Here is a 25,655-nt window from a genome sequence, read left to right as displayed (position 1 = left end):
GGTGCTGGACGCGGCGGGCGCGGTGCTCGGCATCTTCGTGGCCACCACCGACACCACGCCGCAGGTTCTCGGCGAGCGCCGGATGCGGGCGCTGCGCGAGCTGGCCGAGGTCAGGGGCACCGCGCGCGACCTCGACGGCGCCTGCGAAGCGGTCATGCGAGTGCTCGCAGGGTTCACGAAGGACATCCCGCACGCGACGATCCACCTCGGCGAGGCCGAGATTCCGGGCGAGCACGCGGACGGCGTGGTGGTGCGGCCCCTGGTCGCGGGGCGGCCCGCACCGATCGGCGCGCTGGCGCTCGGGGTGAGCCCGCTGCGCGCGCTGGACACCGACTACCGCCTCTTCCTGGACCTCGTCGCAGGGCAGGTCGGCCAGGTGCTCGCGCACGTGCTGGACTACCAGGCCGAACGCGAGCGCGCGGAGAAGCTGGCCCAGCTCAACCGCGCCAAGAGCGAGTTCTTCAGCAACGTCAGCCACGAGTTCAGAACCCCGCTGACGCTGATCGCCGGCCCCGCCGAGGACGCGCTCGGCGACAGCGCGGAGCCGTTGGCGCACGGGCAGCGGGAGCGGCTGGAGATCATCCGGCGCAACGCGGGACGGCTCGGCAGGCTCGTCGACGACCTGCTGGACTTCTCCAGGATCGAGGCGGGACGGCTGCGGGCCGACCTCGTCGACACCGACCTCGCTGCGCTGACCAGGGAGATCGCCGAGTCCTTCGCGCCGGCCGTGCGCAGGGCCGGGTTGGAGTTCACGGTGAGCGCGCCGGAGCTGCCGCGCCCGGTCCCCCTCGATGCGGACATGTGGGAGAAGGTGGTGCTGAACCTGCTGTCCAACGCGGTGAAGTACACCCGCTCCGGGCGCGTCGAGCTGAACCTGCTGGCCACCGGGGACCACGCGCGGCTGACCGTCTCCGATACCGGCATCGGCATTCCCGAAGACCAGATTCCCCTTCTGTTCCAACGCTTCCACCGCGTTCAGGGCAGGGGCGGGCGTTCGCACGAGGGCGCGGGGATCGGCTTGGCACTGGTGCACGAGCTGGTCGGCCTGCACGGCGGCAGCGTCGGAGCGGCCTCGGAGGAAGGGGTCGGCAGCGCGTTCACCGTGCTGCTGCCGTTCTCCGCGAGCGAGGCTGCGCCCAGGGAGACCAGTCTCGCCGGGACGAGCGTCTACCTCGACGAGGCGTTGCAGTGGAGCGAGCCGGAACCGGACACCTCTGCCGCGCTCGAGGGCGACTCGGCCGTTGTGCTGGTGGTGGAGGACAACGCCGACATGCGCGGATTCCTGCTGCGCCTGCTGGAGCCGCACTGGCGCGTGTTGCTGGCCGCGGACGGCGTGAACGGCTTGGCGCTGGCCCGCGAGCACCGGCCTGACCTGGTGCTCAGCGACGTGATGATGCCGGGCATGGACGGCTTCGAGATGGTGCGCGAACTGCGCGGGGACCCGGCGACCGCGCCGATCCCCGTGCTGTTCCTGTCCGCGCGCTCGGGCGAGGTGAGCACCGTCGAGGGGCTGGCCGCCGGCGCCGACGACTACCTGCCGAAGCCGTTCTCCAGCAACGAACTCGTCGCGAGGGTGCGGGCGAACCTGGAGCTGACGCGGCTGCGCGGGCGGGAGTCGCGGTTCCGGCACGCGCTGGTGGACTCCCTCCAGGAGGGATTCCTGGTCGCCGACGCACGGGGCACCGCGATCGAGGTCAACGCGGCGTTCACCGAGATCACCGGCTATCCGGCGAGCGAACTGCCCGCGCCGTGGCCGCAGCGGTGGTTCTTCGACGCCGAGGAACGGCCGGAGGAACACCGCGTGCAGATGGAGGCGTTCGGGCGGTTCATCTCGGGGACCGGCGGTCAGTTCCGGGTGCCGCTGCGGCACAGCGAGGGCCACCGGATCTGGGTGGCGGTGAACGCGACGACCGTTCCGGGCGGGACGGGTGAGCGGCTGTTCGTGTGCACGCTGCGCGACATCACCGAGGAGAAGCGGGCGGCGGAGCGGGACACCACGATCGCCGAGTTCGCCACCGCGCTGGCCGCCGCGACCGACGTCGGCGAGGTGCTGAACGCGGGGATCTCCGCGCTGTGCAGGGCGCTGGACGTGCCGGACGCCATCGCGGTGATCTTCGCCGCTGACGGGAGTCCCGAGCTGGTGGTGGGCCGGTTGCACCCGGCGGCGCAGGAAGCGCTCACGGCGGCGAGGTCGCGCCCGGTGTCGACGGTGCTGGCGGCGCTCGGCGAGAACCCCGGCGTCGCGGCCCCGCTCGGCGGCGGCGACGCCGCGGTGTGGCTCGGCCTCGGGGCGCGGCAGCCGCTCTCCGCCGGCGAGGAGGCGTTGTTCGGCCTGCTCTCCAGCCATCTCGCGCAGGCGCTGCACCGCGCGCGCGACTACGACCGGGCCCGAGAGGTCGCGTTGACCCTCCAGCACGCGATCCTCGGGCCCACCGACCTGCCGCCCGGTTTCGCGGTGCGCTACGAGCCCGCCGTGCAGCCGTTGGAGGTCGGCGGCGACTGGTACGACGTGGTGCGGCTCGCGGACGGGCGGATCGGCGTCGTGGTGGGCGACTGCGTCGGGCGCGGTCTCGAAGCGGCGGCGGTGATGGGCCAGCTGCGCAGCTCCGCGCGGGCGTTGTTGTTGCGCGCCAACGGTCCCGCGCAGGCGCTGGAGGACCTGGACACCTTCGCGGAACAGATCCCGGGGGCGCTGTGCACGACGATGTTCTGCGCGGTGATCGACCCGGTGGACGGCACGGTCCGCTACAGCAACGCCGGGCACCCGCCGCCGGTGCTCGCCCAGCTCGACGGCACGCACGAACTGCTCTCCGACCGGTCGCTGCCGCTCGCGGTGTTCCCGGGGCGCGCGCGGCCGGAGACCAAGGTCCAGCTGCGCGCGGGCTCCACGCTGCTGCTCTACACCGACGGGCTGATCGAGCGCCGTGACGTGCCGGTGCTGGAGGGCATCGGCGCCGCGCAGCGGGTGGTGCTGGACTCCTCGGCGCTGCGGCCGAGCGAGCTGGCGGACCGGTTGCTCGCCGAACTGCTGCCCCCGGTCGGGCACGACGACGACGTGGCGGTGCTGGTCTACCGCCATCCCCCGCCGCCGTTGGAGCTGGACCTGCCCGCGCGGGCGGACCAGCTCGCGGTGATGCGCACCGAGCTGCGCGCGTGGCTGGCGCGGGCGGACGTGGCCGCCGAGGCGACCGAGCCCGTCGTGGTCGCGGCGTGCGAGGCCGCGACCAACGCGATGGAGCACGGCTACGAGGCCGATCCCAGCGGGCGCGTGCGGGTCTTCGTGCGGCTGGACGGCTCGCGCGTGGAGGTCGTCGTCGCCGACGAGGGCCACTGGCTGTCGCCGAACCCCGCGCCGAGCGATCGGGGTCGGGGGGTGCGGATGATGCGTGCCCTGATGGACGATGTGGCGATCGACAGCGGGGACGGCGGCACCACGGTCCGGATGTGGAGGAGGCGCTCGACATGACCGCGAAGTTCACCGGCCGTGACGAGGACGGGGTCCGCACCGTGACGGTGGTCGGCGAGGTCGACTTCGCCAACGCGGGCGAGCTGGAGGCGGAGTTCGGCGACGTCGGGGCCCGCGTGGTCGTCGACCTGCTCGGCGCGACCTACCTGGACAGCGCGGGCCTGCGCGTGCTGTTCGCCCAGGCCCGCGACCGGCGGCTGGAGCTGGTGCTCCGAAAGGGCAACGCGGTGGAGCAGGTCGTTGCGCTGTCCGGCCTCACCGGCGTTGCGGCGATCCGTTACGGCTCGTGATCGGCTGGTGATCGGTGACGGAGCCGCGACACTTTCGCAGCCTTGCTCCGACATCCTCGTCTTCTGGTGACGGGCCGTCCCGACGGGGACGCGCCGCCGCAGAGGGAGGCACGATGACGATCTCTTCCGATCGCCCCGGTTCCACACCACCGGTCCCCTACCTCGACACCCTGGTCGCCGCCGTCTACACGACGCTGACCGCGCTCGCCGACCGCTCCGTGCTCAGCGACCCCGAGGTCGTCTCGCTGCGCCAGCAGCTGCGCTTCGGGATCACCTGGTGGCGCTCGATCCTGGACGAGCACCGGCCCGTCGACCACCCCAGCCGCGGCTACACCTGTCCGACGTGCCGGACCTCGGTGCTGCGCCGCCCGGTCGCGTGGCCGTGCGGGGCGTGGGACAAGACCTCGATCCACCTCGCGGCGCTGACCTCGTTGGAATCGCGCTTGGCGCCGCCGCGAGAACAAGTGCCGGTGACGGGTTTCCGCGTCTCCGTCCCGTTGAGCGCCTACAGCTACCAGCCGCGTCATCTGCTCGCCGGATGAGGGGTGTTTGTGGTGGTGGGCCCCGGGTAGCCGGAGCGCATGGCCGCCGAGATCCACGCTCCCGTACAGCCAGTCGCGGCGTGGGTCGGCGGGCTCTTCCTCGCGCTGGGCATTCTCGGGTTCATCCCCGGCGCGACCACCGGCTACGAGCGGTTGCGCATGGCCGGGCAGGATTCCGCCGCGTTGCTCTTCGGTGTCTTCGCCGTGTCGGTGCTGCTCAACGTCGTGCACTTGGCCTTCGGCGTAGGCGGCTTGGTGTTCGGCAAGGAACCGGCCTCCGCGCGGCGCTACCTGTTCGTCGGCGGTGCGCTCTGCCTGGGCCTGTGCGGCTACGGGCTGCTCACCGATGACGCGAGCCCGGCCAACGCGGTGCCGCTCAACGCCGCTGACGACTGGCTGCACTTCGGGCTCGGCGTCGTGATGGTGCTGCTCGGTTTGGTGACGGCAGGTCCCGGTAGGAAGTGAGACGCGCTCGAAACCGAATGGGAACCGCGGCGTTCTTCGGGCCCGCCGAGCACGGGGGCGCCGCGATAAGGCGGTGAGCCGTATCGCGGCCCGACAATCGGCCTATCCGCCCGGCGGTTCTGCCTGGTGGGCTGACTCACACGCGGCGGTACTGGACTATCTCGGCACCGGCCGAGAGGCGGGCGCTCGCGCTGGACCAATCCGCGCGCTCGTCCGCCGAGGTGTCGAGCGAAAACCGGCGGACGCCAGAGGGCTTTCTTTACCGAAAGCGCTCGGGCGTCCGCCGGGTGTCGAAAGAGCTGGGCGGCATCACGCCGCGGCGGGGTTCGCCGCCTCGTAGGCCTCGATCACCGTGCTCGGGATGCGGCCCCGGTCGGAGACCTCGTGCCCGTTGGCCTTGGCCCACTCGCGAATGGCCCTGGTCTCGTCCTTGCTGCGGCCCGATGCGGGCGCGCCGAGGCGGGTGCCGCGCTTGGCCCGGCCACCGAGCCTGCGGCCGCTGGCCACGAACGGTTCGAGGACGGCGCGCAGTTTCGCCGAGTTCTCCTCATTGAGGTCGATCTCATAGGTCAGACCGTCGAGGCCGAACTCGATACGCGAGATGTCCTCGCTGCTCGTGCCGTCCAGATCATCGATCAACTGCACAACAGTGCGCTGCGCCATGCGACATCACCCAAGGAGAAGTTGTCTGAATAGTGTGTACGAAACAACCCTAGCAAAAAAGAAGAACTCACTCCAACCCTTGACCACCCGGACGATGTCATCCGCGATCGAATTCGCCTTCCAGCCGGAATGCTTCGGCAAAGGCCGACGGGCCCAGCGCGGCGCGGATGCGCTGCGAGATACGCTCGAAGTCGGCGCTTTCTGCTGGTGGCAACGGCGCGCCGGCGGATTCGCGCAACGCGCGCGCGGCTCCCAGCATCCGGGCGGCCTGTGAAAAATCGCCGGAAAGGCTGTGCGCGCCCGCGAGTCCTTCGAGGGCGAGCGCGACGGCCCTGGGGTCCCCGGTCGAGCGCGCGGCGGTGTGGCCGTCGAGGTGCCGGGCGAGCGCGGTCCGGGCGTCACCGCGCTGTTCGGCGAGGAAGCCGAGTTCGGCGAGGATGAACGCGAGCCCGTGCGCGCCGCCCCACTTCCGGCACCAGTCCAGCCACCGCAGCAGGCGCGTTTCCGCCTCGTCGAACCTGCCGAGCCGCCGGGCGCCGAGCGCGAGCCCGATCTCCGCGTGCTGGACTCCCCACTGGTGCGACTGCTCCTCGGCGAGCCGCATCGAGCGGGTGTGCAGTTCCTCGGCGCGGTCGTGCTCCCCGGCGAGCAGCGCGCTGCGGCCCAGTCCGGCCAGCTCGTGCGCCACCTCGGTCCACAACCCCAGGTCCTCGGCGTTGCGCAGGCCCTCGCGGCGCAGGCGGGCGGCGGTGTCGTAGTCGCCGTCGATCTCGGCGAGCTGCGACAACACCTGCCCGGCCTTGAGCTGGCCCCAGCGGTCGCCCAGCTCCTCGAACAGGGCCAAGCTCCGCGCGCCGAGCCGCCGTGCCTCCGCGAGATCGCTCGTGGCCAGCGAGAACGCCTCCGTGCTCAGCACCGCCGCGACGCCCCACCGATCCCCTGCCGCGTGGAAGTCCGCGAGCAGCCGATCGCCGGAGACCGTCGCGCCGAAGCCCTTCTGCGCGAAGTGCAGGAACCACTCCGCCTGGGCGCGGTCCTCGACGGCGTCCAGGAGCGCGAGGTCGGGCTCGACGGACTCCGGCTCGGCCGCGTCGCGGATCAGCAACGCGAAACCCGCCCGCCAGACCCCGGCCTTCGCGCGCAGGAGTGCTGAGCCGCCGAGCGCGAGCGCCGTGTCGAGCGCTCCACGCGCCTCCCCCAACCGCCCGCGCAGGAACCAGTACCACCCGAGCGCGTTGACCAGCCGGAGCGCCCAGTCGGCCTCGGCGCCGTCGAGCGCGCGGTGCAGGTTGGCGCTCTCCACGTCGAGCGCGCGCAGCCACCGCTGTTGTTGCGCACCGCGAAGGTGCGGCTCGGCGCGCTCGGCGAACTCCGTGTAATAGCGCCGGTGTCGTGCGCGCAGAGGCTCAGTCTCTCCGGCTTCGTCGAGGCGTTCCGCTGAGTAGGCGGCGACGGATTCGAGCAGCCGGTAGCGCGGCCCGGCGGTCGTCTCGGTCATCACGACCAGCGAGCGGTCGACGAGGCGGGCGAGCACGTCGAGCGTCGCGCCGCACACGACCTCCGCCGCGTCCAGCGTGCAGCCCTCCGCGTGCACGGTCAGGCGTCGCAGCACCGTCCGCTCGTCCTCCGCGAGCAGGTCCCAGCTCCAGTCGATCACCGCGCGCAGCGTGCGCTGGCGGCTCGGCGCGGTCCTTCGGCCCCCCGCCAGCAACGCGAAGCGGTCGTCGATGCGCGCGGCCAGCTCCCGCACGCCGAGCGCGCGCAACCGCGTCGCGGCCAGCTCCAGTGCCAGTGGAATGCCGTCGAGCCTGCGGCAGATCGTCGCGACCGCCTCGGCGTTGGCTCCGGCCTCGTCGGCGCTGAACCCGGGGGCGGCGCGCGCGGCGAAGAGCTGGGCGGCGGCCTGCGGGGTGAGCGGCGGCACCGACCACACCGCTTCCCCTTCCGCCGCAAGCGGTTGACGGCTCGTGGCCAGCACGCGCACGTCCGGCGCGGCCCGCAACAGGCGCTCGGTCAGCTCGGCGACGGCCTCGATCACGTGCTCGCAGTTGTCCAGCACGAGCAGCAGTCGCTTGGTCCTCAGCATGCTCGCGAGCCGCTGCTCCAACCCGGGGCCCGGCGCGTCGTGCCGCAGACCGACCACAGTGGACACGAGCTCGGTGACGCCACGGTCCAGCGCGGAGAGCTCCACCAGCCAGACGCCGTCGGGGAACGCCTTCGTGAGCTGGCGCGCGGTCTCGATCGCGAGGCGGGTCTTGCCGACACCGCCCGGCCCGGTCAACGTCACCAGGCGGCTGTCGTCCAGCAGCGCGCGCAGCTCCGCGATGGCGTCGACGCGGCCGATCAGCGTGGTGAGCGCGGCGGGCAGGTTCGTCGGCGGTTCGGCGCTCAACGCGGGATCTCGTTGGAGGATCGCCTGGCGCAGCTCCACGAGTTCGGGGCCGGGGTCAAGGCCGAGTTCATCGGCGAGGCGGTGGCGCAGCTCGTCGTAGCCCTCCAACGCCGCGCTCTGCCGCCCCGCGCGGTACAGCGCGCGCATGTGCACCGCGCGCAGCCGTTCGCGCAGCGGGTGCAAGTCAACCAGCTCGCCCAGCTCGCCGAGGAGGTCCGCCGCGTCGTACCCGTCCGCGGCCAACCACGCCTCCGCGCGGTCCTCCTGCGCGAGAAGCCGGTTCTCCGTGAGGCGTTCGACCGCGTGGCGCGTGAACTCCGCGTCCTGGAACTCCGCGAAGGCGGGGCCGCGCCACAACTCCAGCGCTTCGGTCAGCAGCTTCACCTTCGCGCGCGGGTCTGTCGTCGTCCGCGCGCGCCCGCGAAGAGCCTCGAACCGCCCCGCGTCGACCGCGTCCTTCTCCACGCGCAACGCATAGCCAGGCGGTCGTGACACAAGAAGCTCGCGCGCTCCGGCTTCCTCCAGCGCGCGCCGCAACTGCCAGACCCGCGTCTGAAGCGTCTTCGCCGGGTTCACCGGGAGCCGGTCGCCCCACAGATCGTCGATGAGCCGATCCGCCGGGACGAACTCGCCCTCGTGCAGCAGGAGGTTCACGAGCAGCGCGCGCACCTTCGCCTCGCGGACCGGCACCGAAGTCCCGTCCGCCGTCCACATCTCCAGCGGACCGAGCACCCCGAAACGCACACCGCCACGCTACCCACCCCCGCCCTTCACGTTGTGGCAACGACATGCGATCGGGGAGCGCTCCCCCGCACGAGTCGCCACAACGCGAAATGACGATCTTGAGGGCGGCCTAGACCAGATCTAGACCGGGGGTGCGGAGAGTGGCGGCATGACCGACAACAACACTCCGGTGCCGGTGAGCCTGATCGGGCTCGGCGCCATGGGCTCCGCGCTCGCCGCCGCGTTCCTCAAGGCCGGTCACCGGACCACCGTGTGGAACCGCACGGCCGCGAAGGCCGACGACCTCGTCTCGAACGGTGCGGCGCGGGCCGCCACCGTTGCGGATGCCATCACCGCGAGCCCGCTGGTGATCATCTGTGTGCTGGACTACCCGACGCTGCACGACGTGCTCGGCGGGGCGGACGACGCCCTTGAGGGCCGCACCGTGGTGAACCTGACCAACGGCACGCCGGAGCAGGCCCGCGCCACGGCTGACAAGGCCTCGGGCTTCGACTACGTGGACGGCGGGATCATGGCCGTGCCGGTGATGATCGGCGAGCCGGGTTCGCTCGTGCTCTACAGCGGGTCCCGGGCCGCGTTCGACCGCTACGCGCCGGTGCTCGAAGTCCTCGGCGCCGCGCAGTACGTCGGTGAGGACGCGGGGCTCGCGTCGCTGTACGACCTGGCCCTGCTGAGCGCCATGTACGGGCAGTCCGCCGGGGTGAGCCACGCGTTGGCGCTGGTCGGCCCGGAGCACTCCGAAGCGCTGTCCGCGCTGCTGCCACCGTGGCTGAGCGCGACGGCCGGGCTGCCCGCCTCCGACGCCGACGACTCCGACTCGCCGTCGGACATGCAGGCGGTGGCCATCGCCAACATCGCCGACGCCAGCGCCTCGGAGGGGGTGCACGCGGACCTGCTCGGCCACCTGCTGGTGCCGCTGCGCGAACTCCTCCGCGCCGCCGACGGCGACTTCAGCACGCTCGTCGACCGGGTCCGGGGATGACAGACGGCCGGGCGGGGTACGGGCGCCAGCCCACACCCCGCCCACGCGGTCTTCCTCACAGCGCAACCGGTTGGCGTCCGCCGCAAGGGTCCTTCAGCCAAGCCTCACCGTGGTCGATGCGCAGGCCCCGGATCGAGACCATGCGATCGGCGAAGCGCTCCAAGTCGCCCTGGAAGCGCACGGCGAGCTCTTTGGGAGTACCCAGTTCGCTGTCCTCGTCAACCCAGATCCGCCACGTCAGGCGGGTCCTGCCGCCGGGAAGCGCTCGCCAGAGCACGACCACCTCGTACTTCGGACCGTCCACTGTAGACCAGGAGATGCCGCGGTCGCTCGTCTTCACGCGCACGGTGATCTCCTGATCGTCCAGCCGCCACGTGGTCAGCTCACCGGCTTCGCGCCGCACGGCGCGCACTCCGAGCATGAACTCCGGAAAGGACTCCACGCGCTGCCAGTGCGCTCGCACGACCTCGACGGGGGCGACGACCTTGGTGCGGCCGCAGATCTCGGTCACAGCCGCGAATCCCCCGGCTTGACCTCGCCTCGCCACGCGCCGGTCTCCGCGCCGCGCTTCTCGATGAACTCCTTGAAGCGCTTGAGGTCTCCACGCACCCGGTTCTGCACGAGGCCGAGCTTGTCGCCGACGTTCTCCACCACGCCCTCGGGCTCGTACTCGATCCGCAGTGACACCTTCGTGTGCGTCGCGTCCTGCGGGGTGAAGGACACCGTGCCCTTGTGCTTCGGCCCGGAGAGCACGCTCCACGACACCCGCTCGTCGGGCACCTGGTGCAGGATCTCCGCGTCGAACTCGCGGTCGACACCGGCGATGGAGGCGTGCCAGTGGGTCAGCGTGTTCGTCCGCTGCTCGACCCGCTCGACGCCGTCCATGAACTGCGGGAACGACTCGAACTGGGTCCACTGGTCGTAGGCGGTGCGCACCGGCACATGCACGTCGACCTGTTCCTCGATCACGCTCATCTGTGATCTCCCCTCGCATCGTGGATTTCGCTCTCCTCAAGGCCATACCCGTGCATCGGAGGCGGAAACACCGTCGGTTCGGGGATCAGCAACGCACTCGCCAGCGCGCTCAGCATCGTCACCAGACACGCGGTCACCATCGCCGCGCGCAAGGAGAACCCTTGGGCGAGGGCCGGACCGGCCAGCGCGCCGAGCAGCGCCGCCAGCGCCTCGGCGGTCAGGAAGACCGCGCTGATCCGGCCAAGAACCTCGTTCGGCACAGCACGTTGCAAGGCCACCTGCGGTGTCACGACGGTCATCGAACCGAAGACGCCGACAGCCAAGGCAGCGGGCAGCGCGACGCCCATCGTCATCGAGTCGAACAGGACGAAGAAGGCGATCGCGGTGGCGAACTGGCTCGCCGCGAAGAGGTGACCGGGCGGGAAGCGGTCGACACAGCGCCGGATGACCACCGCGCCGAGCAGGAATCCCACTCCCAGTGCCGAGCTGACGAAGCCGACCTGCTCACTGCCGCCGAGCTGGCGCACGCCGAAGGGCACCAGCAGTGCGCTGAGCGAGGCGTTGGCCGCGAGGAAGACCGCGCTGAAAGGCAGCAGCGCCAACGCGATCGGCACGCGGCGCAGCACGCGCAGGCCGCCGGCGATCTCCGCGAGAACCGCCTTGCGCTCGCCGGGCGGGCGCGTGCGGGGCGCGGTCGCCGCGATCGCGACCGCCGAGACCAGGTAGCTCGCGCAGTCGAGCAGGACGAGGAACTCGAAGCCCGCCAGGGTGAGCAGGGCGGCTCCGGCCGGTGGCCCGACGAGCCGGACGATCCCGTCGGTGACGGCGTTCAGCGACTGGGCGCCGCTCAGGGCGGAGCCGGTGCCGACGACCGCAGGGGTGTGCGCCTGCGCAGCGGGCCGGAACACCGTGGCGGCGGCGCTTTCCGCGAGAAGCGCGACGTAGACCAGCCACAGCGAGTTCTCCTTGGTGGCGAACAACATCAGCGTGATCACCGCCGCGCGGACCAGATCGGCGCAGATCATGACCCGCCGTCGGTCCCACCGGTCGGCGAGCGCGCCCGCCACCGGCCCCAGCACCAGGGGCGGCAGGAACTCCGCGACCAGCGTGAGCCCGGTCGCCACCAGCGATCCCGTGACCTGGAAGACGTGCGCGGGGATGGCGATCACCAGCAGCCACGACCCGAGCGCCGCCACCAGCCGGGCGCCCCAGAGCAGCCGGAAATCCCGGAATCGCAACGCTTCCAGCACTGCCCCACCCCCGTCGAGTAATCCTGTGAGAAGATACGTCGACCGAGATGTGTTCTGTCAAGATAGGAGCTCCGGGTGCGGGACGAGCAGATCGGGACGCAGCTGCGCGCGCTGCGCACGGCGACCGGACGAACCGTGGCCTCGGTCGCGGCCGACGCCGGACTGTCGGTGCCCTACATCGCCAACCTGGAGAACGGCAGGGGAAACCCGACCCTGCGAGCGTTGAGCAGCCTGGCTTCGGCGCTCGGCACCGAACTGCGGATCGAATTGGGCCCGGCACAGGGGACACCGACCGCGCCCGTGCCCAAGGAGCTGGCCCGCCTGAGCCGAAGCCGCCGGTTCCGCGCCACCGTCGCGACAGCGGCCGAAGGACTCGGCCGTGACCCGCAGCAGTTCGCCGCGCGACTGCTCGGCGCGGCGAGCATGCTCGCACCTGTGCTGGGCAGGGATCTCACGGAACCGGACTGGTGGCGGCTGCTCGACGCGATCCTGTTGATCTCGGCGATCCCGGCCACCGGCGTCGAGTGACCCGCGTCATACAACCAGCGCCGCTCCTCCGGGGTGTTCTCCACACGAGTCGCCGAACAGGAGGAGGCCGCGTGGCGGTGTTGCTGGAACTGGCCTTGGCGCCACTGACGGTGCTCGGCGTCGGCGCGGGGATCTGCTGGGCGATATCGGCCGACGACGCCGAGGGCGGCTAGCGGGCGCGATTCCTGCGCAGCAACGGCAGCAGGAACCACAGCGTGCCGAAGCCGACGAGCGCGAGCACTCCGATCGCCACCGCGAGCCAGCCGCCGACGATGGCCTCGCCGAGCAAGAGCACCGTGCCGATCATCGCCAGCGCCAGGAAGACCATGCCGCTGATGGCGAAGACGTTGGCGGTCTCGATGATCTCCTTGCGCATGCCCTGCCGGAACAGCAGGCGGTGCCACGCGGCCGGAGCGGTCAGCAGCGCGACGGCCACCGCCGCGAGGACGACGGTGATCAGGTGCAGCGTCCTGATGTAGCCGTCGACGTCCTCGTAGCGGTCACTGAAGGCGATGGAGAGCAGGAACCCGAACAGGATCTGCACGCCGCCCTGGGCGACGCGCAGTTCCTGGAGCAGCTCGCTGAGGTTGCGGGCGAGCTGACGCTGTTCGGATTCCTCCGGCCTGCTCACCGGTCCTAACTACCCGACCGGGTGAGCGCTCAACCCCTCCAGCCAGGTGCGCACGGACCGCGCCCGCACACCCAGCAGCTTCTCCGTCCCGGTCTCGGCGGTGACCGCCAGCGCGTCCGGGCGGGCCGAGACTGCCTGGTAGAGCGCCTGAATACCGGCGGAGGCGCCCTCGCCGAGGATCGGGGCGAGCAGCCCGCCGAACTCCACCGGGGACATCGCGCGGTAGGTCACCGAGGCGCCGTGCTCGGCCGCGAGGTCGGCGCCGGTCAGCCCAGGAACCGCGCCGACGTCCACAAAGGACGGTGGGTCGGCGTGGGTGAGCGCGGCGACCGCCGCGTCGGCGACGTCAAGGTGACTCGACCACGCGACAGGCTGCTCAGCCACCACGGGATAGGTCAGAACTCCTTCGCGCGCAAGGGTTTCCCGGACGGGCGGGAGCAGCAGGTTCTCCAGGAACAGGCGCGGCGCGAGCACCGTCACCACAACGCCCGCCTCGCACAGTCGCTCGGCGAGGTCGCCGAGGGCCGCCAGCCGCGGTGCCCCGAACGGCGAGGCCGGATCGCCGGGAACGCCGCCGCTGGTGGAGATCACCGCGCGGTGCGGGCGGGCGACGGCGGCCAGGTTCTCCGCCCAACGAGCCGGGGCGGCCGGGTCGGGAGTGATCGGGAAGTGGATGAAGGCGCCGGTCGCTCCCTCGTACGCGGCGGCGAGCGCGGCGCGGTCATCGAGGTCGCCCTGGGCGCGGGACAGGCCGCGCACCGGCAGCCCAGCAGCTTCGAGGGCTTGGACGACGGGGGCGCCCTGGGCTCCGGTGGCTCCGTGAACAATCATGGTCATGCGGCTATGGTTCCGATAAGGAATCAGTTACCTCAAATGAACTATTGGAGTTGGCGTGGGTGAGCTGGGTCACGATCTACCCGAATGCCCGATAGCCCGGTTCCTTGTCGTGCTGGAGGGGCCGTGGGCGACGTTGGTGGTGCGCGACCTGCTCGACGGCCCGAAGCGGTTCACCGAGCTGCGCGCCGGACTGTCCGGGATCAGCCCGAAGACGTTGTCCGCGCGGCTGAAACGCCTGGAGGAGACGGGATTGGTCACGCGGACCGCCTACGCCGAGGTGCCGCCGAGGGTCGTGTACGAGCTGACCGAGGCCGGGGCGCGGCTGAAGAAGGTGCTCGACACGATGGCCGAGTGGGCCGAGCGCGACCTGCCGCTGCGCCTCGATACCGTTCGGAGGTGAGCGCCCTGGACTTCGACAAGGTCTTCCGCGGCACGCCGCCCGCCCGGGACAGCGTGTACCTGCTGCGCCAGAAGGTCGGCTTCACCAAGCTGCACTGGCTGCCGCAGCTGCCCGACCCCGCGTTCTGGCCGCCGGAGCTGGAGACCGGGACCGTGGACCGGCACACGGTCTTCCAGATCGCCCGCCGCGCCGACGACGAGTTGGGCGCCGTGCACACGCTCGTGGCCGCGTCGGTCTGGACGTCGGGGCCGAAGCAGCGCGGTGCGATCAAGCTCGGCATGGTCTTCGGGCACAACCCCGACATGGTCGGCCCCAACCTCGCCGCCGCCGTGCGCGCGACGCGCGAGGATGGCCCGCTCGCCGGTTTCGCGATGCTGACCAGGAAGGGCTCGCACGCGCTCGGCAGGCTGCCCGGCTCCGGCTTCACCAAGGTCCTGTACTTCGCGGCCTTCGACGGCAAGAAGGGCCCGCTGATCCTGGACGAGCACGTGGTGATCGCCGTGAACGCGCTGCGCGGCTCGGACTGGGGCATGGACGGCCCGTGGTCGCCGGAGCAGTACGGCGACTACCTCGGCTACGCCGCCGAGTGGGCCGAGCGCTGGCGCAAGGGAACCGCGACCGACCTCGTCGAACGCACGCTCTCCGCCGCTGGCCAGGCGCTCGGCTCGCACTACACGCGCTGAGCTACCGCTTCGGCAGCCGCGGTTCGACCACCGCGCCGACCTTCTCGGCGAGCGCGCACGAGTTCACGTCGGTGCCGAGGACGAGGATGTCGACCCGGGACCTCTCGCCGATCGCGAGATGGAAAAAGCAGTCGAAGGACGAGGTCGGGACCGTGACCGCCTTGCGGCCGTTGACGTTCCCGAAGGTCTTGCCGCGGCTCGTCGACCGGACCGTGTCGAGGGTCCGGTCGTCCCGGACACCCACGCTCACCGAGAAGCGCTGCTCGAAATCGGAGGCCCCGTCCCTGTTGTAGGCGCAGACGCGGGCGTCGTCCACCTCGTGGCGCCGCGGCGCCTTGAACGCGCCGTGCCCGGTCAGGTCGCCGGGTTGGATCAACGCGCACGGATCGAGCAGTGCGACCGGCATCGGCCCTTCGGCGGGCGCGGGACCACCGCTCACCGTCGACGTGCAGCCGGAGAGCAGCGCGACTCCCAGCACGACTGCGGCGGCGGTTCTCACTTCGGCAGCCTCGGCTCGACCACCTCGGCGAACTTCTCGGCGAGGCCGCACGACCTCTCGACCTCCTGGCCGGCGATCACGACGTCGACCCGGGCGCTGTGCCCGAGCGCGAGCGCGAACATGCAGTCTTGGGAGGACTGGGGCACCTTGAACGCCTTGCGGCCGTTGACGTTCCCGGAGATCTTGCCGCGCCCCTTGTCGTTGACCGACTCGACGCTCTGGCTGTCCCGGATGCCGACGCTGACCGCGAAGCTCGGGTCCGACGCGTGCACCTTGGTCTGGTTGAAGGTGCACGCGCGGGAGCCACCGATGTCGTCGCGCGCGGGCCCCTTGAACGTGCCGTAGCTGGTCAGATCGCTCATCAGCAGCAGCGAGCACGGGTCCAGCGCGGTCGACGCGCCAGCACTGCTGGTCGTGGTCGACGGCGACACCTCACCGGGCGACGGCGACCCGCTCAACGTCGTGGTGCACCCTGTCAGCAGCGCGGCAGCGGCGGCGAGCACCGCGACGGCCCTCACTTCGGCAACCTAGGCTCGACCACGTCACCGAGCTGTTCGGCGACCTGGCACGACCGCGCGGACTCCTGGCTGCTGATCACCACGTCCACCCGGGAGCCCTCGCCGATCGCGAGCACGAACATGCAGTTCCTGGCGCTCGTCGGCACCTTGGCGGTCTTGCGGCCGTTGAGGTCGCCGTCGGTCTTGCCGAAACCCCTGTCGCTGACCAGGCTGATCCCGTCCCGGTCCCGGATGGCGACGCTGAGCCCGAACTTCGGCTCGGAGTCGCCGCCGGTCTGGACGTAGTTGCACCCCCGGGAGTCACCGACGACGTCCTTCGTGGGCCCCTTGAACGTGCCGTAGCTGCTCAGATCACCGATCAGCACGAGCGTGCACGGGTCGATGGCGGCCGACGCGCCGCCGCCTCCCCTGTTCCTGGTCGAGCTCGGCGCGGCGTCGGTCGTCGGCGGCGCTTCGCCGGGCGAGGGTTCCCCGCTCGTCGTCGTGGTGCACCCGGACACCAGCACGGCGCCAATGGCGAACACCGGGACGAATCGCCCCAGCAGATCCTTGAATTGCATCAATCCCCCAACATCAGATTCCGGGACCCTACTCCGGGAATCAGTTCAGTCGGGGGGAAACGACAGATCTGCTCAGACCATGCGAGAGCGCAGCGCGCGACTGGTGCGGCGCGTCACCCACAGCGCGGGCCACGCGCCCGCGAGGCCGAGACCGAGCGGGATCGCGGACTGCCACGCGGGCGCGCTCAGCGCGACTGCCTGCGGGTTCGGGTGGTCGATGGCCTGCCAACGGCTGGGCGGGAGCACGATCGCGCGGACCTTGCCGATCACGTTGTCCACCGGAACCGGACCCTGGCCCGCCGCGCGGGAGTCGCGCGAGTTGGGGCGGTTGTCGCCCATCATCCAGAGGTGGCCGGGCGGGACGACGACGGGACCGAAAGCGATCTGCTTGTCGTCGAAGCCCTCCTGGTAGTGCACGTAGGGCTCGTTCAACGGCTTTCCGTCCACGATCACCCGGTTGTCCGGGGTGCAGCACTCGACCTTCTGCCCGGCGACGGCGATCACCCGCTTGACGAAGTCGCGCTCGTTGGCGGCGGGCATCCCGAACAGCGAGCCGACCTCGCGCAGCCAGCCCCAGCCGTCGTCGGGGTCGGCGAGGTGGTTGCTGGTCCAGGACTCGGGGCCGCGGAAGACCACGACCTCGCCGGGCTCGATGTCGGTGAAGCGGTGGATCACCTTGTCCACCAGCACCCGGTCGTTGGTGCAGCCGGGGCAGCCGTGCAGCGTGGTCTCCATCGACTGCGACGGGATCACGTAGACCCGGGCGATGAAGGTCTGGATCAGGAACGCCAGCACCAGTGCGGTGACGATCAGGATCGGCAGCTCGCGCCAGAAGGAGGTCTTCTTCTTGGGCCGCTCGGTCGTCTCGGGCTTCTCGTCCTCGGCGGGCGGCGAGGGCTGCACATCGGTCACCGCGCCAGGGTACGCAGATCGGAGCTGACAGGTTTTCAGCAACTCCCGAAGCCCACGATGTCCACAGTGGACTGTCAAACCAGCCGGGGCTTGAGCGAGCTCCAGCTCCGCAGTTCGGCGGCCAGTCGACCGTCGCGCAGCCGGGCCCGGTGCTGCTCGGCGGCCTCGACCAGGATCTTCGCCTGCCTGCTGGTGCGGATCGCGTCCACGTCGAGGTCGTCGAGCACGCCCCTGGTCAGCACGCGCTCCGGCGGGATCGGGATCTCCGCGAGGCAGGCGCGCACCAGCTCCTCGGCGGATGGCAGGACCTCGGCGACCTCGTCGGCGATGCCCTCGCGGTGCAGCTCGGCGACGAACGCCGCGGTGCGCACCGCCGCCTCCGACGCCGAGTAGACCTCCATGGCGCGGCCCTTGCGGATCAGGGTGAGCTTGAGCCGCACCCAGTCCACGCGCCCGTCCGCGCGGTCCCGGAGCCGGGTGTCGACCTGGTCCAGCAACCGCGCCCACCGCCGCACCCGCTCCGGCGGACTCAGGCAGACGAGATCGTCCATGCCGCCTGACCCTATAGGTCCGCCAGTGCCCGGATGGGGGACTCCACGCAGTCGGCCACGAATCTCAGGAATCCACCTGCTGTGGCGCCGTCGCAGACCCGGTGGTCGAACGCGAGCGTCAGTTCGGTGATCTTGCGAACCGCAAGTTGCCCGTCCACCACCCACGGCCGGTCGATGATCCGGCCCAGGCCGAGGATCGCGGCCTCGGGGTGGTTGATGATCGCCGCCGAGCCGTCCACGCCGAACACGCCGTAGTTGTTCACGGTGAACGTGCCGCCGGTGAGCTCGGCCGGCCCCAGCTTGCCTTCGCGCGCGGCCGAGGTGCGGTCGGCGAGCGCCGCCGAAAGACCCGCCGTGGTCAGCTTGTTCGCGTCTCGCACAACGGGAACGACGAGCCCGCGCTCGGTCTGCGCGGCGAAGCCCATGTGCACGTCGTCCAGCACCACGATCTCGTCGCCCTCGACGCGCGAGTTCAGCTCGGGGAACTTGCGCAGCCCCAGCACGGCGAAGCGCGCGAACAGCGCCAGGAGGCTGACCCCGTCGAGCGCGGCGCGCGCGGCCATCAACTCGGTCGCGTCGACGTCGACCCACACGGTCGCCTCGGGGATCTCCCTGCGCGAGGCGCTGAGCTTGTCCGCGACGGTCTTTCGCAGTCCCTTCAGGGGAATCCTGCGCTCGCCCGTCGTGGCCGCGACCGGCTTGGTCATCGCCTGTTCGACATCGCAGCGCCGCACCACTCCGCCCGGCCCGCTGCCGCGCACCACCGTCAGGTCGATGCCGTTGTCCTTGGCGAGGCGACGCACCAACGGCGAGATCACCGCTGGCTTCGCGCTCGCGACCTCGATCTTGGGCGCACCGGCTGTGGCTTCCTGCTTGACGCGCCCGCGCCCCCGTCTGCGGCGCGGCGCCGAGGACGTGCCGTAGCCGATCAGCACATTGCCGCTGCCCTCGTCGACCGGCCCAGACGGCGCCGGAACGACGATTCCCGGCTCAGCGAAGCCCTTTTCCGCATCCTCCGAAGAGCCGACGCTGAGCAGCACGGAGCCGACGGAGAGCGTCTCGCCCGCGACGCCGTGGCGCGCGGTGACGACGCCGGAGTACGGCGAGGGCACCTCCACCACGGCCTTGGCCGTCTCGACCTCGACGACGGGCTGGTCGATCGCGACGGTGTCGCCGATCTCGACCAGCCAGCTGATGATCTCCGCCTCGGTCAGGCCCTCGCCGAGGTCCGGCAGCAGGAAGTCAGCCATGGAAGCCCACCACCTCGTCGTCCCACTGCAACCGGCCGATGGCGTCGAGGATGCGGTCGACGCCGGGCAGGTGGTGCTCCTCCAGCTTCGGCGGCGGGTACGGGATGTCGAAGCCGGTGACGCGCAGGATCGGCGCGTGCAGGTGGTGGAAGCACCGCTCGGTGACGCGCGCGACGACCTCCGCGCCGTAACCGGAGAACCCGGAAGCCTCGTGCACCACGACGGCCCGTCCGGTGCGGCGCACCGACTCGGTGACCGTCTCGTCGTCGAACGGCGAAAGGCTTCGCAGGTCGACGACTTCGACGTCCCAGCCCTCCTCGGTCGCGGCCGCCGCGGTCTCCAGCGCGGTGGCGACCATCGGGCCGTAGGCGATCAGCGTGACGTCCTTGCCCGGCCGCCGCACGACCGCGCGGTCCATCGCGGGGCCGGAGCGGTCGAACGCGACGGGGCCCTTGGACCAGTAGCGGCGCTTGGGCTCCAGGAAGATCACCGGGTCCGGCGAGTCGATCGCGTCGCGCAGCAGCTGGTAGGCGTCCCCCGGAGTTCCTGGCGTGACAACGCGCAGGCCGGGCGTGTGCGTGTAGTACGCCTCGGAGGAGTCGCAGTGGTGCTCCACGCCGCCGATGCCGCCGCCGTAGGGAACCCGGATGACCACGGGCAGCTCGACGCGGCCGCGCGTGCGGTTGCGCAGCTTCGCCAGGTGGCTGGTGATCTGCTCGAACGCGGGGTAGGCGAAGGCGTCGAACTGCATCTCCACGACGGGGCGCATGCCGTTCATCGCCATGCCGATCGCGGTGCCGACGATGCCGGACTCCGCGAGCGGGGTGTCGAAGACGCGCTGCTCGCCGAAGCGCGCGCTCAGCCCGTCGGTGACGCGGAAGACCCCGCCGAGCGGGCCGACGTCCTCGCCGAAGACGAGCACGCGCTCGTCGGCTTCGAGCGCGTCCGCGAGCGCCCGGTTCAGCGCCGCTGACATGGACAGTTCCTGGTTGCGCACGGCGGTTGTCATGACGCGAGCTCCTCGGCGAGCATGGCGGCCTGCTCGCGCAGCGCCTTCGTCGGCTGGGCGTAGACGTGGGCGAACAGGTCGGCCGGGTCCAGCTCGGGCTCGGCGTTCATGCCCTCGCGCACGGACGCGGCGAAGTCCTCGGCCTCGGCCTGGATCTCCGCGCGGCGCTCGTCGTCGAGCAGGCCGCGCGTGCTCAGGTAGCGCTCGATCCGGTCCAGCGGGTCACGGTCCAACCAGGCCGCCACCTCCTCGGAGTCGCGGTAGCGCCCGGCGTCGTCGGCGTTGGTGTGCGCCTCGATGCGATAGGTCCTGGCCTCGATCAGCGCGGGCCCACCACCGGCAGCGGCGGCGGCGATCGCCTCGCGCACGGTCGCGTAGACGGCGGCCGGGTCGTTGCCGTCGATCAGGTACGACGGCACGCCGTAGCCGATTCCCTTGTGCGCCAGGGACGGCGCGGCACTCTGCTTGCTCATCGGCACGCTGATCGCGTAGCCGTTGTTCTGCACCAGGAACACCACCGGCGCCTTCCACACGGCCGCGAAGTTCAGGGCCTCGTGCGTGTCGCCCTCGCTCGTCGCGCCGTCGCCGAGCAGCACCAGCGCGACGGTGTCCTCACCCTTGAGCCGCGCCGCGTGCGCCAGGCCCACGGCGTGCAGGGTGTTGGTGGCCAACGGGGTGCACTGCGGGCCGACCTTGTGCTCGTACGGGTCGTAGCCGAGGTGCCAGCCGCCCTGGAGCAGCGTGAGCGTCTGCACCGGGTCGACTCCCCTGGTCACCAGCGCGACCGAGTCGCGGTAGGTGGGGAAGAGCCAGTCCTGCTCGCGCAGCGCCAGCACCGAGCCGACCTCGCACGCCTCCTGCCCGCGCGAGGACGGGTAGACCGCGAGGCGCCCCTGCCGGGTCAGCGCGGTGGCCTGGGTGTCGAAGCGGCGGCCGATCACGATGCGCCGGTGCAGCTCCAGCAGCACCTCGTCGGCGGGCATCTCCAGCGCCGGGTCGTCGACGGGTATGCCGTTCTTGTCGAGCAGGGCCAGCGGAAGATCGGTGGGCAGCAGCGAGCGCTCCCGAGCGGAAAGGCCGGTGACGGACATGGGACCTCCCGTGGTGACCTGGCTGACGGCGTCGTCCTGCTCATGGTGAAATTTGCAGGTGCCGTTCTTCCAGATGGGAGCCGGTTTTCTGGGCAGATGGCTCGTGCAAACGGTTAGAGTCGGCCATATGTCCAGTGAAGTGTCCGCAAAGCGCACACCGGTCGCCCCGCTCGACGACACCGACCGGCGGATCGTGGCCGAGCTGCGCGCCGACGCCCGGATGTCCATGCGCGCGCTGGCGGAGAAGCTGCACATCTCCCGGGGCAGCGCCTACGCCCGGGTGGAGCGGTTGCAGCGGGACGGGGTGATCACCGGCTACAGCGCGACCGTGGACCCCGAGCGCTACGGCTTCGGCGTCGCGGCTTACGTGCACCTGAAGGTCAGCCAGCACTCCTGGAAGTCCGTGCGCCAGCGCATCCTGGAGATCCCCGAGGTGTGGCACGGCGCGCTCGTCTCCGGCGAGCACGACCTCGTGCTGCTCGTCCGCGCGCGCGACGCGTCGAGCCTGCGCGACCTCGTGCTCAACCGCTTCCAGACCATGCCCGACGTGGTGTCCAGCCACACCGTGCTCATCCTCGACGAACTCCCGCAACAACCGCTCCCGGCAAGCTGACGCCTCAGAAGTCGGGGGTGTTCGCCTCGGCCGGGGCGGAGCGCTCGGGCTTGTCGGCGACGACGGCCTCCGTGGTGAGGAAGAGCGCGGCGATCGAGGCGGCGTTGCGCAGCGCGGAGCGCGTGACCTTGGCGGGGTCGATGATCCCGGCCGCGACGAGGTCCACGTAGGTCTCGGTCGCGGCGTCCAACCCGTGGCCGGGGGCCAAGCCGCGCACCTTCTCGGCGACCACGCCCGGCTCCAGTCCGGTGTTCACCGCGATCTGCTTCAGCGGGGCCTCCAGCGCCACGCGCACGATCGCCGCGCCGGTCGCCTCGTCGCCGTGCAGGTCGAGCCCGTCCAGCGCGGCGCCCGCCTGCACCAGCGCCACGCCGCCACCGGCGACGATGCCCTCCTCGACGGCGGCCTTGGCGTTGCGCACCGCGTCCTCGATGCGGTGCTTGCGCTCCTTGAGCTCCACCTCGGTGGCCGCGCCGGCCTTGATGACCGCGACACCACCGGCGAGCTTGGCCAGGCGCTCCTGCAGCTTCTCGCGGTCGTAGTCGGAGTCCGACTTCTCGATCTCCGCGCGAATCTGGTTGACCCGGCCCTGGATCGCCTCGGCGTCGCCGGAGCCCTCCACGATCGTGGTCTCGTCCTTGGTGATGACGACCTTGCGAGCCGAACCCAGCAGCGAGACGTCGGTGTTCTCCAGGCGCAGCCCCAGCTTCTCGGAGATCACCTGGCCACCGGTCAGGATCGCCATGTCCTGCAACATCGCCTCGCGGCGGTCGCCGAAACCGGGCGACTTCACCGCGACGGACTTGAAAGTGCCCTTGAGCTTGTTGAGGATCAGCGTCGCCAACGGCTCGTTCTCCACGTCCTCGGCGACGACCACCAGGGGCCGCCCGGTCTGCATCACCTTCTCCAGCAAGGGAAGCAGGTCGTTCACGGTCGAGATCCGGCCCGCGACGAAGAGCAGGTGCGGCTCCTCCAGCACCGCCTCCAGCCGATCGGTGTCGGTGACGAAGTGCGGGGCCAAGTAGCCCTTGTCGAAGCGCATGCCCTCGGTGAGCTCCAGCTCGAGCCCGAGGGTGTTGCTCTCCTCGACGGTGATGACACCTTCCTTGCCGACCTTGTCCATCGCCTCGGCGATCAACTCACCGATCGTGGAGTCAGCAGCCGAAATCGAGGCCGTGGCAGCGATCTGCTCCTTGGTCTCGACCTCCTTGGCGTTCTTCAACAGCTGCTCGGCAACAGCCTCGGTCGCCTTCTCGATACCACGCTTCAGCGCGATCGGGTTGGCGCCGGCGGCGACGTTGCGCAGACCCTCGCGCACCAGCGCCTGGGCGAGCACGGTCGCGGTCGTGGTGCCATCACCAGCGACGTCATCGGTCTTCTTGGCAACTTCCTTGACGAGCTCGGCCCCGATCTTCTCCCACGGGTCCTCCAGCTCGATCTCCTTGGCGATGGAGACGCCGTCGTTGGTGATCGTGGGAGCGCCCCACTTCTTCTCCAACACGACATTGCGGCCCTTGGGCCCGAGCGTCACCTTGACGGCGTCGGCGAGGGTGTTCATGCCCCGCTCAAGGCCGCGACGGGCTTCCTCGTCAAACGCGATCATCTTCGCCATGCGTCTGTCCTCTTCGCTGCTCAGGGGTGGTCGGCGCCGACACCCGCGACGGTGTTGCACCACGGCGCCGACCACTCGGACTGGCACTCGTGCGTCCCGAGTGCCAACGGCAGCGTACACAAAGTTGCGTGCACGCAAAAATGCGCGCACGCAACGCGGTCGGTTAGGCTGGCCGCATGAGCCCTGACGAGACCGGTGGCCTGCGCGAACGCAAGAAGCTCGCGACCCGCGAAGCCCTCAGCGCCGCCGCGCTGCGCCTGGCCATGGAGCGCGGCCCGGAGAACGTGCGCGTGGACGACATCGCCGAGGCCGCCGGTGTCTCGCCGAGGACCTACAACAACTACTTCTCCAGCCGGGAGCAGGCCATCGTCGCCGCGCTCGCCGCCGAACGCGCGCTCCGCGTCGGTGCCGCGCTGCGCGCCCGCCCCGCCGACGAACCGTTGGCCGAAGCCGTCGTCGCCGCCGTGCTCGACCCGTACACCTCCGCAGAGGAGCCCAGCGGTGACGCGCTCACCCTGATCACGTCGAACCCCGCGCTGCGCAAGGCTTTCGTGCAGACCCTCACCGAGATCGAGCAGCCACTGGCCGCCGCCATCGAGGCCCGCACAGGCTCGGCCTTCGCCGCCACGGTCCTGGCCTCAGCCGTCTCAGCCGCCGCGCGCGTGGCACTGGAGAGCTGGGTCAGCCCCGCCCCCGGCAACCCGCTTCTCGTTGTCCCCCAAGGCTCTCTGGTAGACCGCATGCGCGAGGCCCTTGCCGTCATCGCCCCCGCCCTCGCCGCAGCCGGTTAGGCCGCGTCCTGCGAACCACCGCGCTGACGCAGCAGGCGCAGCACGAGGATCGCCAGCACTCCGGTCATCACCGCGGCGATCGCCGACACCACGTTGAGCCCGGCGGTGAAGTTCGCGGCGGTCGCCTCCAGCAGCGGCTCGCCATCAGTGGCGACCGACGCCCCGACGACGCCGAGCACCCCGACGCCGAGCGCGATGCCGAACTCCATCGCGGTCTCCGACATCGCGGCGGCGGAACCGGCCTTCTCCTGCGGGGCCGCGCCGATCACCAGGTCCGTGCCGAGGGCCATGAGCGGGCCGACTCCCAAGTACACCAAGCTGAACCCGGCCACCACGCCGAGCAGCCCACCGGCGAACGCGAGCGCGGCGAAGCCGAGCGCGGCCAGGGCCAGTGCGACGCCGACGACGTGGGCGGGCGCGAACCTGGCCGCCAACCGAGGCGTCACCAGCGAGCTGAGCACGAGCACGACCGCGGAGGGCATCAGCCACAGCCCGGCGACCAGCGGCGTGAAGTGGTGCACGAGCTGGAAGTACTGCGTGACGAACAGGTAGACGCCACCGATCGCTGTCATGGTGAACACCAGCGCCATCAACGCGACGCTGAACGACCGGCTGCCGAACATCCGCAGGTCCAGCAACGGATCGGCGAGCCGACGCTGCCGCGACACGAACAGCCAGCCAGCGATCAGGCCGACCGCGATCGAGACACCGCCGACGACGCCTCCGTGCTGCTTGATGCCGTAGATCACCGGCAGCACGGCGGCCAGCGACAGGAACACGCTGGTCAGATCCAGTTTCCCGGCCGAGGGATCGCGGTACTCGGGCAGCAGGAAGGGCGCGGTCAGCACGAGCACGGCCATGAACGGCACGGCCAGCAGGAACACCGAACCCCACCAGAACCACTCCAGCAGCACCCCGCCGACGATCGGGCCGAGCGCGATCCCCGCCGAGAAGCACGTCGCCCACAGGCTGATGGCCAGCGCGCGCTGGTTCGGCGGGAACATGGTGCTGATCAGCGCCAGGGTCGACGGGCCGAGCGTGGCGCCCGCGACGCCGAGCAGCCCGCGCGCGATGATCAGGAACAGCGGGCTCGGCGCGAAGGCCGCGAGCACGGAGGCCGCCGCGAACGCGCTCGCGCCGATGATCAGCAGCTTGCGCCTGCCGATCCGGTCCCCCAGCGTGCCCATGGTGACCAGGAACCCGGCCACCAGGAAGCCGTAGCTGTCCACGATCCACAGCAGCTCGGCATCAGAAGGCCGCAGGTCAGCGCTGAGGTGCGGCACAGCGAGGTAGAGCACGGTCGCGTCCATCGCGAGCAACAGGGTCGGCACCGCCAGCACGGCCAGGCCGATCCACTCCCGGACACCCGCCCGGGCCATCGTCTTCTCCATGAGCTGAGCC

The 25,655-nt window shown here is 71.0% G+C and carries 27 protein-coding genes; 10 read left to right on the top strand and 17 right to left on the bottom strand.

Annotated features, from left to right (window positions below; all coding sequences use genetic code 11):
• The 4 genes from CCN37_RS29595 to CCN37_RS29580 form a co-directional block, all read left to right on the top strand.
• A partial coding sequence (locus CCN37_RS29595; RefSeq protein ID WP_143261866.1) for a SpoIIE family protein phosphatase occupies positions 1 to 3,466 on the top strand: 3,466 nt, incomplete at its 5' end.
• Positions 3,463 to 3,756 carry an STAS domain-containing protein gene (locus tag CCN37_RS29590; RefSeq protein ID WP_086827128.1) on the top strand — a complete coding sequence of 98 codons (294 nt, stop codon included), beginning with the start codon at positions 3,463 to 3,465 and terminating at the stop codon, positions 3,754 to 3,756. The genes CCN37_RS29595 and CCN37_RS29590, both read left to right, overlap by 4 nt.
• A 113-nt stretch (positions 3,757 to 3,869) precedes the next feature.
• Positions 3,870 to 4,298, top strand: coding sequence for a hypothetical protein (locus CCN37_RS29585; RefSeq protein ID WP_086827124.1), 429 nt, complete (start codon positions 3,870 to 3,872; stop codon positions 4,296 to 4,298).
• 39 nt (positions 4,299 to 4,337) lie between these two features.
• Positions 4,338 to 4,763, top strand: coding sequence for a DUF4383 domain-containing protein (locus tag CCN37_RS29580; protein WP_086827122.1), 426 nt, complete (start codon positions 4,338 to 4,340; stop codon positions 4,761 to 4,763).
• 309 nt (positions 4,764 to 5,072) lie between these two features.
• Here CCN37_RS29580 and CCN37_RS29575 read toward each other — a convergent pair whose 3' ends face one another.
• Both CCN37_RS29575 and CCN37_RS29570 read right to left on the bottom strand, forming a co-directional pair.
• Entirely contained in the window at positions 5,073 to 5,426 is a 354-nt protein-coding gene (locus tag CCN37_RS29575; protein ID WP_086827120.1) for an Lsr2 family protein, read from the bottom strand.
• A gap of 97 nt (positions 5,427 to 5,523) precedes the next feature.
• Positions 5,524 to 8,562, bottom strand: a complete 3,039-nt coding sequence (locus tag CCN37_RS29570; protein WP_086827118.1) for a BTAD domain-containing putative transcriptional regulator — start codon at positions 8,560 to 8,562, stop codon at positions 5,524 to 5,526.
• Between the two features lie 148 nt (positions 8,563 to 8,710).
• Between CCN37_RS29570 and CCN37_RS29565 the strand changes: the two genes are divergently transcribed.
• Entirely contained in the window at positions 8,711 to 9,544 is an 834-nt protein-coding gene (locus CCN37_RS29565) for an NAD(P)-dependent oxidoreductase (protein ID WP_086827116.1), read from the top strand.
• A 55-nt stretch (positions 9,545 to 9,599) separates the two neighbouring features.
• On the opposite strand, the gene CCN37_RS29560 is transcribed toward CCN37_RS29565, so the two are convergent.
• Genes CCN37_RS29560 through CCN37_RS29550 form a run of 3 tightly spaced genes read right to left on the bottom strand, consistent with a single transcriptional unit; the run spans position 9,600 to position 11,769 of the window.
• The gene (locus CCN37_RS29560; protein ID WP_086827114.1) at positions 9,600 to 10,055 is read right to left on the bottom strand and encodes a hypothetical protein; all 456 of its coding nucleotides are present in this window, start codon (positions 10,053 to 10,055) and stop codon (positions 9,600 to 9,602) included.
• Positions 10,052 to 10,519 (bottom strand): SRPBCC family protein, encoded by a 468-nt coding sequence (locus CCN37_RS29555; protein WP_086827112.1) that lies wholly within the window; start codon positions 10,517 to 10,519, stop codon positions 10,052 to 10,054. The genes CCN37_RS29560 and CCN37_RS29555 overlap by 4 nt, the downstream gene beginning before the upstream one ends.
• On the bottom strand, positions 10,516 to 11,769 hold the full coding sequence (locus tag CCN37_RS29550) for an MFS transporter (protein WP_086827110.1): 1,254 nt from the start codon (positions 11,767 to 11,769) through the stop codon (positions 10,516 to 10,518). The genes CCN37_RS29555 and CCN37_RS29550 overlap by 4 nt, the downstream gene beginning before the upstream one ends.
• A 75-nt stretch (positions 11,770 to 11,844) precedes the next feature.
• Between CCN37_RS29550 and CCN37_RS29545 the strand changes: the two genes are divergently transcribed.
• Positions 11,845 to 12,297 carry a helix-turn-helix domain-containing protein gene (locus CCN37_RS29545; RefSeq protein WP_086827108.1) on the top strand — a complete coding sequence of 151 codons (453 nt, stop codon included), beginning with the start codon at positions 11,845 to 11,847 and terminating at the stop codon, positions 12,295 to 12,297.
• 169 nt (positions 12,298 to 12,466) lie between these two features.
• Here the strand turns inward: CCN37_RS29545 and CCN37_RS29540 are convergent, their stop codons facing one another.
• Together CCN37_RS29540 and CCN37_RS29535 are read right to left on the bottom strand one after the other, a co-directional pair.
• Complete coding sequence (locus tag CCN37_RS29540) at positions 12,467 to 12,928, bottom strand: DUF6328 family protein (protein ID WP_086827106.1); 462 nt, start codon at positions 12,926 to 12,928, stop codon at positions 12,467 to 12,469.
• A gap of 9 nt (positions 12,929 to 12,937) precedes the next feature.
• On the bottom strand, positions 12,938 to 13,765 hold the full coding sequence (locus tag CCN37_RS29535; protein ID WP_086827104.1) for a hypothetical protein: 828 nt from the start codon (positions 13,763 to 13,765) through the stop codon (positions 12,938 to 12,940).
• Positions 13,766 to 13,820: 55 nt separating this feature from the next.
• Between CCN37_RS29535 and CCN37_RS29530 the strand changes: the two genes are divergently transcribed.
• Positions 13,821 to 14,165, top strand: coding sequence for a helix-turn-helix domain-containing protein (locus CCN37_RS29530; protein WP_086827102.1), 345 nt, complete (start codon positions 13,821 to 13,823; stop codon positions 14,163 to 14,165).
• Positions 14,162 to 14,848 (top strand): hypothetical protein, encoded by a 687-nt coding sequence (locus CCN37_RS29525; RefSeq protein ID WP_086827100.1) that lies wholly within the window; start codon positions 14,162 to 14,164, stop codon positions 14,846 to 14,848. The genes CCN37_RS29530 and CCN37_RS29525 overlap by 4 nt, the downstream gene beginning before the upstream one ends.
• Position 14,849: 1 nt before the next feature.
• On the opposite strand, the gene CCN37_RS29520 is transcribed toward CCN37_RS29525, so the two are convergent.
• The 8 genes from CCN37_RS29520 to pdhA all read right to left on the bottom strand — a co-directional run bounded on the left by CCN37_RS29520 (position 14,850) and on the right by pdhA (position 21,238).
• Positions 14,850 to 15,347, bottom strand: coding sequence for a DUF3558 family protein (locus tag CCN37_RS29520; protein WP_168200921.1), 498 nt, complete (start codon positions 15,345 to 15,347; stop codon positions 14,850 to 14,852).
• On the bottom strand, positions 15,344 to 15,865 hold the full coding sequence (locus tag CCN37_RS29515; RefSeq protein ID WP_086827096.1) for a DUF3558 family protein: 522 nt from the start codon (positions 15,863 to 15,865) through the stop codon (positions 15,344 to 15,346). Before CCN37_RS29515 ends, CCN37_RS29520 begins: the two co-directional genes overlap by 4 nt.
• Positions 15,862 to 16,425, bottom strand: coding sequence for a DUF3558 domain-containing protein (locus tag CCN37_RS29510; protein WP_086827094.1), 564 nt, complete (start codon positions 16,423 to 16,425; stop codon positions 15,862 to 15,864). Before CCN37_RS29510 ends, CCN37_RS29515 begins: the two co-directional genes overlap by 4 nt.
• A gap of 72 nt (positions 16,426 to 16,497) precedes the next feature.
• Entirely contained in the window at positions 16,498 to 17,337 is an 840-nt protein-coding gene (gene lepB, locus CCN37_RS29505) for a signal peptidase I (protein WP_371505121.1), read from the bottom strand.
• A 74-nt stretch (positions 17,338 to 17,411) separates the two neighbouring features.
• Entirely contained in the window at positions 17,412 to 17,888 is a 477-nt protein-coding gene (locus CCN37_RS29500) for a hypothetical protein (RefSeq protein ID WP_086827090.1), read from the bottom strand.
• A gap of 11 nt (positions 17,889 to 17,899) precedes the next feature.
• Positions 17,900 to 19,138, bottom strand: coding sequence for a dihydrolipoamide acetyltransferase family protein (locus tag CCN37_RS29495; RefSeq protein WP_086827088.1), 1,239 nt, complete (start codon positions 19,136 to 19,138; stop codon positions 17,900 to 17,902).
• On the bottom strand, positions 19,131 to 20,147 hold the full coding sequence (locus tag CCN37_RS29490) for an alpha-ketoacid dehydrogenase subunit beta (protein WP_086827086.1): 1,017 nt from the start codon (positions 20,145 to 20,147) through the stop codon (positions 19,131 to 19,133). The genes CCN37_RS29495 and CCN37_RS29490 overlap by 8 nt, the downstream gene beginning before the upstream one ends.
• Positions 20,144 to 21,238: a pyruvate dehydrogenase (acetyl-transferring) E1 component subunit alpha gene (gene pdhA / locus CCN37_RS29485; RefSeq protein ID WP_086827084.1), complete on the bottom strand. Its 1,095-nt coding sequence runs from the start codon at positions 21,236 to 21,238 to the stop codon at positions 20,144 to 20,146. Before pdhA ends, CCN37_RS29490 begins: the two co-directional genes overlap by 4 nt.
• Before the next feature lie 127 nt (positions 21,239 to 21,365).
• Between pdhA and CCN37_RS29480 the strand changes: the two genes are divergently transcribed.
• Positions 21,366 to 21,851, top strand: coding sequence for an Lrp/AsnC family transcriptional regulator (locus CCN37_RS29480; RefSeq protein WP_086827082.1), 486 nt, complete (start codon positions 21,366 to 21,368; stop codon positions 21,849 to 21,851).
• A gap of 4 nt (positions 21,852 to 21,855) precedes the next feature.
• Here CCN37_RS29480 and groL read toward each other — a convergent pair whose 3' ends face one another.
• A complete protein-coding gene (groL, locus tag CCN37_RS29475; protein ID WP_086827080.1) occupies positions 21,856 to 23,463 on the bottom strand; it encodes a chaperonin GroEL in 1,608 nt (535 codons plus the stop codon).
• Between the two features lie 176 nt (positions 23,464 to 23,639).
• On the opposite strand from groL, the gene CCN37_RS29470 reads away from it, so the two are divergent.
• Positions 23,640 to 24,254, top strand: a complete 615-nt coding sequence (locus tag CCN37_RS29470; protein WP_086827078.1) for a TetR/AcrR family transcriptional regulator — start codon at positions 23,640 to 23,642, stop codon at positions 24,252 to 24,254.
• Here CCN37_RS29470 and CCN37_RS29465 read toward each other — a convergent pair.
• Positions 24,251 to 25,645, bottom strand: a complete 1,395-nt coding sequence (locus CCN37_RS29465) for an MFS transporter (RefSeq protein WP_086827076.1) — start codon at positions 25,643 to 25,645, stop codon at positions 24,251 to 24,253. The genes CCN37_RS29470 and CCN37_RS29465 overlap by 4 nt on opposite strands.
• Between the last annotated feature and the right edge of the window lie 10 nt (positions 25,646 to 25,655).

It is taken from the genome of Allokutzneria sp. NRRL B-24872 (genome assembly GCF_002155965.1).
Taxonomy (GTDB): Bacteria; Actinomycetota; Actinomycetes; order Mycobacteriales; family Pseudonocardiaceae; genus Allokutzneria.
Note: the sequence above shows the minus strand (reverse complement) of the source record. Positions and strands in the feature narration are given on the sequence as shown.